The organism is Enterobacter cloacae complex sp. P27C (assembly GCF_014895705.1).
GTDB lineage: Bacteria > Pseudomonadota > Gammaproteobacteria > Enterobacterales > Enterobacteriaceae > Enterobacter > Enterobacter bugandensis.
Map to the genome: position 1 here is coordinate 18,819 of NZ_JADBQB010000006.1, position 12,712 is coordinate 31,530.

14 protein-coding genes are annotated in these 12,712 nt (G+C 54.8%); 7 read left to right on the forward strand and 7 right to left on the reverse strand.

Features of this window, described 5'->3' with window-relative positions; all coding sequences use genetic code 11:
* Positions 1-148 precede the first annotated feature (148 nt).
* Positions 149-1,048 (forward strand): AraC family transcriptional regulator, encoded by a 900-nt coding sequence (locus IM291_RS13350; RefSeq protein WP_049138328.1) that lies wholly within the window; start codon positions 149-151, stop codon positions 1,046-1,048.
* A 45-nt stretch (positions 1,049-1,093) separates the two neighbouring features.
* Here the strand turns inward: IM291_RS13350 and yghB are convergent, their stop codons facing one another.
* Together yghB and metC are read right to left on the reverse strand one after the other, a co-directional pair.
* Positions 1,094-1,753, reverse strand: a complete 660-nt coding sequence (yghB, locus tag IM291_RS13355; protein WP_028014419.1) for a DedA family general envelope maintenance protein YghB — start codon at positions 1,751-1,753, stop codon at positions 1,094-1,096.
* Between the two features lie 143 nt (positions 1,754-1,896).
* Positions 1,897-3,084, reverse strand: a complete 1,188-nt coding sequence (gene metC / locus IM291_RS13360; protein WP_049000643.1) for a cystathionine beta-lyase — start codon at positions 3,082-3,084, stop codon at positions 1,897-1,899.
* A gap of 251 nt (positions 3,085-3,335) precedes the next feature.
* Here metC and exbB point away from each other — a divergent pair, with 251 nt between their 5' ends.
* Together exbB and exbD are read left to right on the forward strand one after the other, a co-directional pair.
* Positions 3,336-4,067, forward strand: a complete 732-nt coding sequence (gene exbB / locus IM291_RS13365; protein ID WP_028014417.1) for a tol-pal system-associated acyl-CoA thioesterase — start codon at positions 3,336-3,338, stop codon at positions 4,065-4,067.
* A 4-nt stretch (positions 4,068-4,071) separates the two neighbouring features.
* Entirely contained in the window at positions 4,072-4,497 is a 426-nt protein-coding gene (gene exbD / locus IM291_RS13370) for a TonB system transport protein ExbD (RefSeq protein ID WP_032643392.1), read from the forward strand.
* A 42-nt stretch (positions 4,498-4,539) separates the two neighbouring features.
* On the opposite strand, the gene IM291_RS13375 is transcribed toward exbD, so the two are convergent.
* Entirely contained in the window at positions 4,540-4,992 is a 453-nt protein-coding gene (locus IM291_RS13375) for a cytoplasmic protein (protein ID WP_192971889.1), read from the reverse strand.
* A gap of 1 nt (position 4,993) precedes the next feature.
* Positions 4,994-5,398: a hypothetical protein gene (locus IM291_RS13380; RefSeq protein ID WP_100170865.1), complete on the reverse strand. Its 405-nt coding sequence runs from the start codon at positions 5,396-5,398 to the stop codon at positions 4,994-4,996.
* 103 nt (positions 5,399-5,501) lie between these two features.
* Here IM291_RS13380 and IM291_RS13385 point away from each other — a divergent pair, with 103 nt between their 5' ends.
* The gene (locus tag IM291_RS13385; protein WP_041908140.1) at positions 5,502-6,005 is read left to right on the forward strand and encodes an ESA_00282 family adhesion-associated protein; all 504 of its coding nucleotides are present in this window, start codon (positions 5,502-5,504) and stop codon (positions 6,003-6,005) included.
* Between the two features lie 81 nt (positions 6,006-6,086).
* Entirely contained in the window at positions 6,087-6,575 is a 489-nt protein-coding gene (locus IM291_RS13390; RefSeq protein WP_003862473.1) for a TIGR00645 family protein, read from the forward strand.
* Between the two features lie 76 nt (positions 6,576-6,651).
* Here the strand turns inward: IM291_RS13390 and IM291_RS13395 are convergent, their stop codons facing one another.
* Positions 6,652-7,692, reverse strand: a complete 1,041-nt coding sequence (locus tag IM291_RS13395; protein ID WP_028014410.1) for an aldo/keto reductase — start codon at positions 7,690-7,692, stop codon at positions 6,652-6,654.
* A gap of 219 nt (positions 7,693-7,911) precedes the next feature.
* Between IM291_RS13395 and IM291_RS13400 the strand changes: the two genes are divergently transcribed.
* Entirely contained in the window at positions 7,912-9,459 is a 1,548-nt protein-coding gene (locus tag IM291_RS13400; RefSeq protein ID WP_045260793.1) for a methyl-accepting chemotaxis protein, read from the forward strand.
* Between the two features lie 49 nt (positions 9,460-9,508).
* Here the strand turns inward: IM291_RS13400 and IM291_RS13405 are convergent, their stop codons facing one another.
* Both IM291_RS13405 and yghU read right to left on the reverse strand, forming a co-directional pair.
* Positions 9,509-9,841 carry a glycine zipper domain-containing protein gene (locus IM291_RS13405; protein ID WP_028014408.1) on the reverse strand — a complete coding sequence of 111 codons (333 nt, stop codon included), beginning with the start codon at positions 9,839-9,841 and terminating at the stop codon, positions 9,509-9,511.
* Positions 9,842-9,999: 158 nt separating this feature from the next.
* Positions 10,000-10,866, reverse strand: coding sequence for a glutathione-dependent disulfide-bond oxidoreductase (gene yghU / locus IM291_RS13410; protein ID WP_028014407.1), 867 nt, complete (start codon positions 10,864-10,866; stop codon positions 10,000-10,002).
* A gap of 245 nt (positions 10,867-11,111) precedes the next feature.
* On the opposite strand from yghU, the gene IM291_RS13415 reads away from it, so the two are divergent.
* Positions 11,112-12,701 (forward strand): ABC transporter substrate-binding protein, encoded by a 1,590-nt coding sequence (locus IM291_RS13415; RefSeq protein WP_045260792.1) that lies wholly within the window; start codon positions 11,112-11,114, stop codon positions 12,699-12,701.
* Positions 12,702-12,712: the final 11 nt, after the last annotated feature.

Sequence of the window (12,712 nt, forward strand, 5' to 3'; positions counted from 1 at the left end):
ACCTGATGCTGCTCATTGTGGCCGTCCGGGGCCAGGCTCTCAATGCACATTCCTGCCGATGTCTTGCCCATTTCTACAGAGCGCTGGAGAAACTTCGTAAAAATGCGCAGACTGTGAGGGTCGGAAACCGTACCCGGAGTAACGTAAAATGAACCGTGAAGCGATCTGCCTTCAGCTTACCTCGCAGATTAAAATGCTGATAGATAAAGAAAATAATGTTAGCGACCTGCTGCCGGACATTCGCCTGCTCTACGGCACGCAGCCCGGGACGCGCACGCCGGTGATGTACCAGCCGGGCATCGTTTTTCTCTTTTCAGGCCATAAGATTGGCTATATCAACGAGCGGGTGTTCCGCTACGACACCAATGAATATCTGCTCCTGACGGTACCTTTACCCTTCGAATGTGAAACCTTCGCGACAGAGTCGGTCCCGCTGGCGGGTATTCGCGTCAACGTCGATATTCTTCAGCTGCAGGAGCTGCTGATGGAGATTGGCGAAGACGAGCTTTTCCAGCCGTCGATGGCCTCCAGCGGGATTAACTCGGCGACGCTGTCGGAAGAGATCCTCTGCGCCATTGAGCGCCTGCTGGACGTCATGGAAAGGCCGCTGGACGCGCGTATCCTCGGCAAGCAGATTATCCGCGAAATTCTTTATCACGTGCTGCTGGGGCCGGGCGGCGGGGCGTTACTTGCGCTGGTGAGCCGACAGACCCACTTCAGCCTGATCAGCCGCGTGCTCAAGCGTATTGAAAGCCAGTACACGGAGAACCTCAGCGTTGACCAGCTGGCGGCGGAAGCGAACATGAGCGTTTCGGCGTTTCACCACAACTTTAAGTCGGTGACCAGCACCTCGCCGCTGCAGTACCTCAAAACCTACCGTTTGCATAAAGCACGGATGCTGATGATCCACGACGGCATGAAGGCCAGCGCGGCGGCCATGCGCGTCGGCTATGAAAGTGCGTCGCAGTTCAGTCGGGAGTTTAAGCGCTATTTCGGCGTCACGCCGGGAGAAGATGCGTCACGTATAAGAACGATGCAGGGCGCCTGAGGGGAAACGTAGGCCGGGTAAGCGGTAGCGCCACCCGGCTTTTGTTTATGCACTGCAATACTTTTTCTTAATCACCACCGCAATGGTACCCACCAGCCCAGCAACCAGCAGGAATATCGGCAGGATCATCAGGAAGGTCATCACCTGATCTTCATGGTGCTTCACAAAGGGGATCATGTTCAGCGCGTAGCCGAGGGTGGTGACCACGCCAACCCACAGCAGGGCGCTCAGCCAGTTGAAGAACTGGAAGCGGCGGTTAGACAACCCGGAAATACCCGCCATGGTGGGCAGAAGGGTGCGAACAAACGCCAGGAAACGCCCGGCGAGCAGCGCCAGCAGGCCGTGGCGGTCAAACATGCAGGTCGCACGCTGGTGGTATTTATGCGGTAACTGCGCCAGCCAGCCCTTCACCACGCGCGTGTTCCCCAGCCAGCGGCCCTGCAGATAGCTCAGCCAGCAGCCCAGGCTCGCGGCGGAGGTAAGGATAACCATCGTTGGCGTAAAGTCCATGACGCCTTTGCCGATCAGCGCCCCGGCAAGCAAAAGCAAACTGTCACCGGGTAAAAACGAGGCTGGCAGTAATCCATTTTCCAGAAACAGCGTCGCGAACATCACGAAATAGACGACGCCTACAACGTGGGGATCCGCCAGGGCGGCAAAATCATGTTGCCAGAGCGCCGCGATAATATCTTGAATAACAGCCATGGACTTTCCTGTGGAACAGCAGAGATAACGCTATTGTACTCCCAATTTCACCTGTCGGGATTGATCGCAGGCGCAACTCATGCAGACTTTTCTGCATGCAGTGTTCACAAAAGCGTCCGGGGAGTACATTTTCAGCCCGCACTCTACACGATACGTTCAAAGCCTGCAGATAAATCCGCAATTAAATCGTCCACATTTTCTAAACCGATATGCAATCTAATGAGGGTGCCGCTGAAGTCCACTTCTCCGCCGGGGCGCAGGGCCCCGATCTGCTCCGGCTGATTCGGCAGGATCAGAGATTCAAAACCGCCCCAGGAGTAGGCCATGCTGAAGAGGGTAAAATTATCCAGATAGCTTGCCAGTTCGTCATTACTCAGCCGTTTTTTAAGCACAAACGAGAACAGCCCGCTGCTGCCCGTAAAGTCACGTTGCCAGAACTCATGGCCTTTACTACCCGGAAGCGCCGGATGGTTCACGCGCTCAACCTGCGGATGCTGCGCCAGCCATTCAGCGATTTTCAGGCTACTTTCATGATGCTGACGCAGACGCACGCCGAGCGTACGAATGCCCCGGCTGGTCATGTATGCCGTGTCTGCATCCACCATCTGGCCCATCAGGTAGGCATTTTCCCGCAGCTGGTCCCAGCAGCGCGCGTTGGAAACCGCGGTGCCAATCATCCCGTCAGAGTGCCCAATCAGGTATTTCGTTGCCGCCTGAATCGAGATATCAATATCGAATTCCAGCGCCTTAAACAGCACACCTGCCGCCCAGGTGTTGTCGATCATGATAATCGCCTCTGGCGCTTTGCTGCGCACGGCCTTCACGATAGCCGGAACGTCGTGCACTTCCATGGTGATGGAGCCGGGAGATTCCAGGAACACAATGCGCGTGTTTGGCTGGATAAGTTCAGCAATGCCTTCACCAATCAGCGGGTCAAACCAGCTGGTGGTCACGCCGAGCTTGCTGAGAATTTTGGTGCAGAAATCCTGGCTGGGTTCATAGGCGGTGTTGGTCATCAGGATATGGTCGCCCTGTTCGACAAACGCCAGAATGGTGTTGGCGACCGCCGCCGCACCGCACGGGAACAACGCGCAGCCCGCGCCCCCCTCCAGCTCGCACATCGCTTCCTGCAGCGAAAAATGGGTTAGCGTTCCGCGGCGACCGTAGAACAGCCCACCTTTTGCGCGGTTACGCGTGGCGATTTTTTTCTCCTCAACGGTATCAAACACCAGCGAGGAGGCGCGTTGAATCACGCTGTTGACCGATCCCTGAGTGTATTTCTTGCTGCGTCCCGCCTGCACCAGCGTGGTATCAAGATGCTTCTTGGTCATGTTCGCTAACCCTGTTTTTATACGTCTGGACGTCCAGACTACCACGATTGTAAAAAACTGCACCCGCATGCTTATCGAATAAGCAGAAAATATTAGCAAAAAAGCGCATAAGAAATTTTTACTGCGTAAGCGCAAGGAAACTGAGCGAAAATTACGGCACCATGTAAATACTAATGAGAACGACTATCAATTCGACGGCTTTTTGATATTATTACGTTCAGATTTTGTGATTTGCGTCCTGGAGATACAGAGTGGGTAATAATTTGATGCAGACGGATCTCTCCGTTTGGGGCATGTATCATCATGCTGACATCGTGGTTAAGATTGTGATGATCGGCCTGATTCTGGCGTCCGTTGTCACCTGGGCTATCTTCTTCAGCAAAAGCGCCGAGCTGCTTTCGCAGAAGCGTCGCCTCAAGCGGGAACAGCAGCAGCTGGCAGAAGCCCGCTCTCTGGATCAGGCTTCTGAGATGACCTCATCCTTCCACCCGAAAAGCCTGACCACCCTGTTAGTGAATGAAGCTCAGAACGAGCTGGAACTCTCCGCCGGCAGTGAAGATAACGAAGGTATTAAAGAGCGTACCGGTTTCCGTCTGGAGCGTCGCGTTGCGGCCGTTGGCCGACACATGGGACGCGGCAATGGGTATCTGGCGACCATCGGCGCGATTTCACCGTTCATCGGTCTTTTCGGTACGGTCTGGGGCATCATGAACAGCTTTATCGGCATTGCTCAGACCCAAACCACCAACCTGGCGGTAGTGGCCCCGGGTATCGCGGAAGCGCTGCTAGCGACGGCAATCGGTCTGGTCGCGGCAATTCCGGCGGTGGTTATCTACAACATTTTCGCGCGTATGATCGGCAACTACAAAGCCACGCTCGGCGACGTTGCCGCTCAGGTTCTGCTGCTGCAAAGCCGCGATCTCGACCTGAATGCCAGCGCCGTGAAGCCGGTGCATGCGGCGTCTAAACTGCGCGTAGGTTGATTGTATGGCAATGCGTCTAAACGAAAATCTGGACGATAACGGCGAAATGCACGAAATCAACGTGACGCCGTTTATCGACGTCATGCTGGTGCTGCTGATTATCTTCATGGTGGCAGCACCCCTGGCGACGGTCGACGTGAAGGTGAATCTGCCTGCCTCCTCCAGCCAGCCGCAGCCGCGTCCGGAAAAGCCAATTTATTTGTCGGTGAAAGCGGATAAATCCATGTTCTTGGGGAACGACCCTGTGACGGATGCCTCCGTTATTCCGGCGCTGGACCAGCTGACCGGCGGCAAGAAGGACACCACCGTCTTCTTCCGGGCGGACAAAACCGTCGACTATGAAACCATGATGAAGGTAATGGACACGCTGCATCAGGCGGGTTATCTGAAGATTGGGCTGGTCGGGGAAGAGAAAGCGGCCTCGAAGTGATAAAGAAGCTGGCGAAAGCCGGCTTTTTTTATGCCTGTCGGTTTATGCGTTTTTGCTGTCCGTCGGTGCGGTAGAGGGGGTGGTGGTCAGCGCGTCCTCATCGAGCGCAACGCAGGTGACGTTTGACGTACGGTACTCACCGGCTGACAGTTTGCGCGTCAGGCGCAGGGTGGCGACTTCTCTGGCAAGCAGATACTGATAGTTGGCCTCAAGACGTCCCAGCAGTTTCTCTTTCAGTTCTGGAAGCTGCTCGATGATGGCGTTCATCACGGCGCCGTAAATTTCTTCTTTAACCTGTAACGGATAAATCTCGCGGCGATTCTGCCATTTCAGACGCACCAGCGTTGCCGGGATCGATACCAGGTCTTGTGTAATACGCGTCATCTCGGCATTTTTTGCATTTCTTAGCGCCTCGATATTTTGCTTTAAGATAAATTCATCACTTTTTTTATCATCTAAAGTCAAATAAACGTTATTGTCTTTAACTTCTTTCACGTTAATCTTCCCCCAGGGTATAAAAAATAGGGTTGTTTGTTTCTCGTGTAATTAGATTAAGCCAAATTTCATTGCCGGCCTCATTTATTTCTTTCGTTTTTTCAGCCATTATTTGACTTAGTTTCTGGGCATCTATTTCGCCTTCTGCCTGCAGGTCATTCAGCAGGTGGACGAAGGCTTCAATTTTTATAGCGCGAAATAAGCGGTCTTTTATATGGCGATCGTGCTCTTCCAGCAGCATATTACGGGATTTGCCAGTGTGAGAAACGCCAATTAATATATCAGGCTCGAAATCAGAGAGCTTTCTTTTCCCCTGAGTGAAACTGGCCTTTTTTTCTTCTTCCGTCGGTTGCTGTTCCACAGGCGTAATGTGGTACTTAGCCGGGACGAGATAGTCGGGCAGCATTTTTAATTTCCTTTAATTTCAACAGGGTGGGGTTGGTAAAGGCGTGAGATTCGTTGACAATATCATGAGGCAATTTTAAAATCAAAAAAAATGGAGCCAACCCATGAACAGCATCTTTTTTACGGTCATCACATTACTATTACTGACCGCTGGTGTGCTTTTATTGATGCAGGAGTTCAATAAAACGAAAGTGTCGAAAGACACCAGTGAACCGCCACAACCTGAACTGATGACAAAAGAGGAAGGAGAAGATCATTTCTCTGTTTTGATGAACTCCGTTACGCCTGTCTGGTACTGGCGGGTGAATCATGAATATATCGACTTCTTACACGCGACAATTAAGCGCATGAAAATGTCGGAAATTAATGACACGCCCGGTCTGTTTGAGGCGCAGCGTCGCTGTAGCGATCTGAATTCAGCGGTTTATAAATATTACGACAACATCAAAAAGCGCTGTCTTAACGGTGAGAAGGTCTCGTATTCAGACCTGGACGTATTAAACCTTCGCCAGTGTTTTCGCGAGTTTAGCCTGGAAGCCTACCCGGAGCTGGTGGTGCTGGTCTGGCCGGAGTATGCGCGTCCTGAGGTTAACCCGGACGACGTCTGAGTGGCGTACTGGTTAGTTCTTGCAAACAGTCAGCGCCGTTGAGATATACTGAGCGCTGGTTTCGTTTGCAGACAGGATTTTATGGAACGCTTCTTTGAAAACGCAATGTATGCCTCTCGCTGGCTGCTCGCACCCGTCTATTTCGGTCTTTCCCTGGCGCTGGTCGCCCTGACGATCAAGTTCTTCCAGGAGATTTTCCACGTATTGCCTAACATTTTCTCCGTGGCGGAAGCCGATTTAATTCTGGTTCTGCTGTCGCTGGTGGATATGACGCTGGTGGGCGGCTTACTGGTGATGGTGATGTTCTCCGGTTATGAGAACTTCGTCTCTCAGCTTGATATCGCCGAGCATAAAGAAAAGCTCAGCTGGCTGGGGAAAATGGACGCCTCGTCGCTGAAGAATAAAGTTGCGGCATCTATAGTGGCAATCTCCTCTATCCACCTGTTACGCGTGTTTATGGACGCGAAAAACGTCCCGGATAATAAGCTGATGTGGTATGTGATTATCCACCTGACGTTTGTGCTGTCGGCGTTTGTGATGGGGTATCTGGATAAGATCAGTAAGAAATAAGGTACACATTTCTCCCCTCACCCTAACCCTCTGCCGGGGAGAGGGTTAGGGTGAGGGGAGAAAGCATCGAACCACACTATTTATCCGACGACGCCTGCCACAAATTCAGTTCCCCGTCCGCCACGTGCTGGTCAATCCGCGTCAGTTCATCTTCCGTAAAGCGCAGATTACCCAGCGCCTGAACATTCTCCTCCAGCTGTTCCGGGCGGCTCGCGCCAATCAGCACTGACGTCACGCGAGCATCTTTCAGCAGCCAGCTCAGCGCCATCTGCGCCATCGTCTGCCCGCGCGCCTGCGCCATCTCATTAAGCAGACGAAGACTGTTCAGGTTAGCTTCCGTCAGCATTTTCTGCGTCAGGCCGCGCACTTTGTTCCCCTCGCGCTGCATACGAGAACCTTCCGGAATACCGTTCAGGTATTTTCCGGTCAGCAGACCCTGCGCCAGCGGGGTAAAGGCAATACACCCCGTGCCGTTTGCTTCCAGCGTATCCAGCAAGCCGGTTTTATCGACCCAGCGGTTAAGCAGGTTATAGGACGGCTGGTGGATCAGCAGCGGGATCTTCCACTCGTGCAGCAGCGCGGCCATTTTTTGTGTGCGCTCGGTAGAGTAGGAGGAAATGCCCACGTACAGCGCTTTCCCACTCTGAACAGCATGAGCCAGCGCGGAGGCCGTCTCTTCCATTGGCGTATTTTCATCCACGCGGTGGGAATAGAAAATATCCACGTATTCGACGCCCATACGTTTCAGGCTCTGGTCGAGACTGGCGAGCAGATACTTGCGTGAGCCGCCTGAACCGTACGGGCCTGGCCACATGTCGTAACCGGCTTTAGTGGAGATAATCAGCTCGTCGCGATACCGGGCAAAGTCCTCACGCAGCAGGCGGCCAAAGTTCTCTTCCGCGCTTCCCGCAGGCGGGCCGTAGTTGTTGGCAAGATCGAAATGGGTAATACCGAGATCGAAGGCTTTACGCAGCAGCGCGCGCTGGGAGTCAAGGGGCTGAACGTGGCCGAAGCTATGCCACAGGCCCAGCGACAGCGCGGGCAGGCGCAGGCCGCTCTTGCCACAGTAGCGGTACTGCATATTCTCGTAGCGGGTAGCGTCAGGGTACCAGGACATGATGTCTCCTTTTCTTATAGATGATTTTTTGAAACGTCGTTTTCATTCTGAACTTATCACATCATGTCGTGCGAAGATAAGGGTTAACGGTGGCTGTGCGACCTGTGAAGCCACGCTAACTAAAAATAATCACAAAAGGTTATAATTTCCCTGCACCCTGCCGATAACGAGAGTAGCACTCGCCTCTGGGCGAATTCACCCTCACGGCAAGGAAGACTTATGAATATGCTCCGTAATTTCACGATCCGTTTCGTCATGCTGACGATCCTCGGGATTTTTTGTTTAATGTGGGCGGGCGTCGGGCTGTACAGCACCTGGTCCCTGTCACGGGTATCAGACGGCAATGAAGTCGATCGCCAGCTGGTCAAACAGATGATGGTGCTCAGCCAGGGCAACGATCAGTATTTCCGCTTTGTGACCCGTCTGAGCCGCGCCATGGAGGTCAAAGCCGCTGGCGGCACGCCGGATTTGTCCTCTGCCCAACAGGCGCTGGACAACATGGGTAAGAAACTGGCCGAAATGAAGGCGATCTCGCCTGGCCCAATGGATGAGCAGGTCTCTGCACAGGTGATCGGTGCCTGGCAGGCGCTGCTTGAACAGGGCGTGACGCCGCAAATGGAGCAGGCGAAGCAGGCGACCCTGGACGGCTACCGCCAGCAGGCCAACAACGTTACGCCGCCGCTAAGCCGTGCGTTCGGTGCCGCCGCCGAGAAGTTCAATAATGCCGCCGCGAAGACGCTCGACAGCACCCGCATGGTGGTCGACGGCCTGACCAGCATGACCCGCACGGTTATTATCGTCGCCACCATTATCGGCCTGCTGATCCTGCTCTTTACCGACCGCTACCTGGTGGCGATGCTGGTCAAACCGCTGGAGCGCATTCGCCAGCAGTTCCGCCAGATTGCCCAGGGCGATCTCAGCCAGCCCATTGCGCCTTTCGGCCGCAACTGCGTGGGACAGCTGGTGCCGCTGCTGAGCGCCATGCAGGACAGCCTGCGTGAAGCGGTCAGCACCATTCGCTCCGGCAGTGAGAATATCTGGCGCGGCGCGACGGAGATCTCCAGCGGCAACAACGATCTCTCTTCCCGTACCGAAGAGCAGGCTGCCGCGCTGGAAGAGACGGCGGCCAGCATGGAACAGCTGACCGCTACCGTGAAGCTGAACGCCGAAAGCGCGCGTCAGGCCAGCCAGCTTGCCGATGTGGCCTCAACCACCGCCAGCCGCGGCGGGTCGCTGGTGGAAGAGGTGGTCACCACCATGAGCGGTATTTCGGAAAGCTCGAAGAAAATTGCTGAAATCACCAACGTCATCAACAGCATTGCCTTCCAGACCAATATTCTGGCGCTCAATGCGGCCGTAGAAGCGGCGCGCGCGGGCGAGCAGGGGCGTGGGTTCGCCGTGGTGGCGGGTGAAGTCCGCAACCTGGCAAGCCGAAGCGCCAATGCGGCAAAAGAAATTGAGGGTCTGATTACCGATTCCGTGACCCGCGTCGAGCAGGGTGCGCAGCTGGTGAGCGACACGGGCACCACCATGGATGCGATTTTGCGCGACGTGACGGAGGTGACGACCATTATGAAGCAAATCGCGTCGGCTTCTGAGGAGCAAAGTAAGGGCATTTCGCAGGTCGGGATTGCCATTACGCAGATGGACGGCGTCACCCAGCAGAACGCCTCGCTGGTCGAAGAAGTTTCCGCGGCAGCCGCGGCGCTGGAACGCCAGACCGAAGAGCTTCAACGCTCGGTGCAAAAGTTCCGCCTGACGGCATAACACAACAGGCCGCCTGATGCGGCCTTACTTCTTTCTTTTCCCGATGCTGTTAGTGCGTCGCTTCACCAATCAGCGCGCCCGTGCCGGCACCCACGGCCGCGCCTTTCAGCACGCTATTGCCCGTCACCGCAGCCGCGCCCGCGCCAACGACGGCACCCACGGCACCGCCCTTACGTGCGTCTTTGCCTTTTTCGCCGTTTTTGAACATTGCACCCGTGCCTGCGCCAACCACGGCACCGCCCACGGTTGATTTCAGATCTTTGCCCGTGGCAGCGCCAATAGCAGCACCTGCTACCGCGCCGGCGGCGGTTTTGTCGATGGCCATTCCCGAGGTGGAAAAAATGAGGGCGCTGATAACCAGCGTTGTTTTAATAAGTCTCATAACAGATCCTTTGTGACTGCTGTCAGTTGATACGGCGTTTCTCATTCTGAGGTGAGAAAAACGTCCAGATAGTGCCAGCAATAGCCACTCAACCTTTAGGCTAATCATGCCCTGGGCAAGGATCGCGGCTGCCGGGCGGGGAGCCGCCCGGCGGAACGTTACGCCTGACGCTTGTCTTCCGTATTGGTATCGAAGTCGCTCGCCGCGTGGCGTTCGTGGAGCTGCTCGTTCAGCTCGCCGCTGGTGCGGTTAACGATGCGACCGCGCTTAACCGCATGGCGGTTCGCCACGTCCTTCGCCCAGCGCTGGACGTTAGTGTACTTCTCCGCGTCCAGGAACTCGGCGGCGTTATAGACGCTGCCCAGCGCCACGCAGCCGAACCAAGGCCAGATCGCCATATCCGCGATGGTGTACTCCTCGCCCGCCACGTAGCGACCGCGCGCCAGCTGTTTATCCAGCACGTCGAACAGGCGCTTAGCTTCCATGGTGAAGCGGTCAATCGCGTACTCGATTTTTACCGGCGCATAGTTGTAGAAGTGGCCAAAGCCGCCGCCGAGGAACGGTGCCGCACCCTGGAGCCAGAACAGCCAGTTCAGCGTCTCGGTGCGTCCCGCCGGATCTTTCGGCAGGAAGTGGCCGAATTTCTCCGCCAGATAGAGCAGGATATTGCCGGATTCAAATACGCGCGTTGGCGGGTTCGTGGAGTGGTCACGCAGCGCCGGTATTTTCGAGTTCGGGTTCACGTCTACAAACCCGCTGGAGAACTGGTCGCCCTCGCCGATGCGGATCAACCACGCATCGTATTCCGCGCCCGTCACGCCCAGCGCCAGCAGCTCTTCGAGCATGATCGTCACCTTCTGGCCGTTCGGTGTGCCCAGCGAGTAGAGCTGCAGCGGGTGAGAGCCGACAGGAAGATCTTTTTCATGCGTTGCGCCGGAAATTGGACGGTTGATGTTGGCGAACGCGCCGCCGCCGTTCTTTTTCCATTCCCATACTTTTGGTGGCTGATACGTGTTGTCTGACATGTTGACCTGCCTTTTTAGTGATGTGTTGAGGCAGTGTAGCAGGAGATTTGTGAAGCGTTTAACGTTGTGAGCGCAAGCAATTAACCGCTATTCCTTCTGCTGCTTATATATATCAAATCCGGCATAAGCTTAATCGAAAATCGCATTTTCATAATTAATGCGTAAACCGCTAAAGCTGAATATGATGCTTCAACATAAATAAAAGATGCAGTAATAAACACTTTATAAGGCAAGGAGTTAGTGAGATGCGCAAGCTTCTGTTATCGGCAGTGGTCGTTTCGCTCGCATTAGGCCTGGCGGGCTGTGATGATGCGAAAAATAAAGAGACAAATTCGGCCGCGGCGGCAAAAAGCGACGCGCCAAAAGAGGGCGGTTCGCTCATTATCGGGATTACCTCCGGCGACCCGTTAGCCGTTAATCCGCTCTACGCCAGCGACCGCACAACATTAACCATCATGCAGGCGCTTTATGCCCCGCTGTACAGCTTTAATAACGGCAACATTGAGTGGGGCCTGGCGGAAAGCCTGACGCCTTCTGCCGACAACCTGAGCTATACCCTGACGCTAAAACCCAACCTAAAATGGCAGGACGGACAGCCGCTGACGGCGGACGACGTGGTCTTCACCTTCAATAAGCTGCTGGATGCCAAACAGCACAGCTTCTTCCGCAGCATGTTTACCTACGGCGGCAAGCCTGTTGAAGTGAGCAAGGTTGATGAGCGCACCGTTAAGTTCACCTTACCGCAGGTCAGCGCGGCCTTTACCGGCACCCTGGTGCAGATCTACCCGATCCCGCAGCACGTGTTCGCCGGTGAAGGCGACCTGGAAAAGAGCACCAAAAACGATGCGCCGGTCGGTTCCGGGCCGTTCAAATTTAAAGAGTATCGCGCCGGTCAGTATTACGCCCTTACGCGCTTCGACGATTACTGGAACGGCAAACCGAAGCTCGATTCCGTCACCTACCGTTTCGCCAAAGACAGCAACGCCGCCAACCTGGCGCTGCAAAACGGTGAAATCAACCTCAAGATGGTTGACCCGCAGGATGTGAACCGCCTGAAAAATACCGGGAAATTTGACTTCGTGGTCTATCCGGAAGGCCGTCTGGCCTATATGACGTTCAACCAGAACGTGGCGGTGATGAAGAGCAAAGCGCTGCGTCAGGCCATCGCGTACGCCATCAACAAAGACGAGCTAACCCAGACCGCGTTTACCTCGCTGGACTACGCTAAACCGGCAACCTCGTTCCTGACGCCAGATACGCTTTACAAGACGGATGACGTTGAACAGTACAAATTCGATCTGCAAAAAGCCAAAGACCTGCTCAAGACGTCCGGCGCGCCGGACAACCTCAAGCTGCGCCTGGCGTATGTGAACACCAACAAAACCCAGGAGAGCATGGCGCTCTACATTCAGCAGGCGCTGAAGGGCATTGGGGTGAACGTGGAGCTGATGCCGCTGGACTCCAACGCCATGTCTCAGCGCAGTCTTGATATGAACAACACCGCGTGGGAACTGAACCTGGGCGGCTACATTATGGGAGCAGAGCCGGACGGTTACAAATCGCTGTTCATGAGCAACGAAGCCTATAACTACGCGCACTACAAAAATCCGCAGTTTGATGCCCTGTGGGATAAAGGTGCGGTGGAAACCGACGCCGCGAAACGTGCCGATATCTACAAGCAAATTCAGCAGACCGTGGCGAACGAGATGACCTACTACCCGATCGCCTACACCAATGCGACCGTCGCCGTGGATAAACGCTTCGGCGGCACGAAGGAAGCGGAGCCGAAGCCGGTTTATCTGTTCCAGGATCTGTCAAAAATTTATCAAAAATAGGCTGTTGCCCC

Excerpts from the sequence above, each read along its gene's own strand:
- IM291_RS13385 (WP_041908140.1), top strand. The coding sequence starts at position 5,502 with ATGAACAGCATCTTTTTTACGGTCATCACATTACTATTACTGACCGCT.
- IM291_RS13415 (WP_045260792.1), top strand. The coding sequence starts at position 11,112 with ATGCGCAAGCTTCTGTTATCGGCAGTGGTCGTTTCGCTCGCATTAGGC.
- IM291_RS13405 (WP_028014408.1), bottom strand. The coding sequence starts at position 9,841 with ATGAGACTTATTAAAACAACGCTGGTTATCAGCGCCCTCATTTTTTCC.
- IM291_RS13380 (WP_100170865.1), bottom strand. The coding sequence starts at position 5,398 with ATGCTGCCCGACTATCTCGTCCCGGCTAAGTACCACATTACGCCTGTG.
- exbD (WP_032643392.1), top strand. The coding sequence starts at position 4,072 with ATGGCAATGCGTCTAAACGAAAATCTGGACGATAACGGCGAAATGCAC.
- IM291_RS13400 (WP_045260793.1), top strand. The coding sequence starts at position 7,912 with ATGAATATGCTCCGTAATTTCACGATCCGTTTCGTCATGCTGACGATC.
- IM291_RS13395 (WP_028014410.1), bottom strand. The coding sequence starts at position 7,692 with ATGTCCTGGTACCCTGACGCTACCCGCTACGAGAATATGCAGTACCGC.
- metC (WP_049000643.1), bottom strand. The coding sequence starts at position 3,084 with ATGACCAAGAAGCATCTTGATACCACGCTGGTGCAGGCGGGACGCAGC.
- yghB (WP_028014419.1), bottom strand. The coding sequence starts at position 1,753 with ATGGCTGTTATTCAAGATATTATCGCGGCGCTCTGGCAACATGATTTT.
- IM291_RS13390 (WP_003862473.1), top strand. The coding sequence starts at position 6,087 with ATGGAACGCTTCTTTGAAAACGCAATGTATGCCTCTCGCTGGCTGCTC.
- IM291_RS13350 (WP_049138328.1), top strand. The coding sequence starts at position 149 with ATGAACCGTGAAGCGATCTGCCTTCAGCTTACCTCGCAGATTAAAATG.
- yghU (WP_028014407.1), bottom strand. The coding sequence starts at position 10,866 with ATGTCAGACAACACGTATCAGCCACCAAAAGTATGGGAATGGAAAAAG.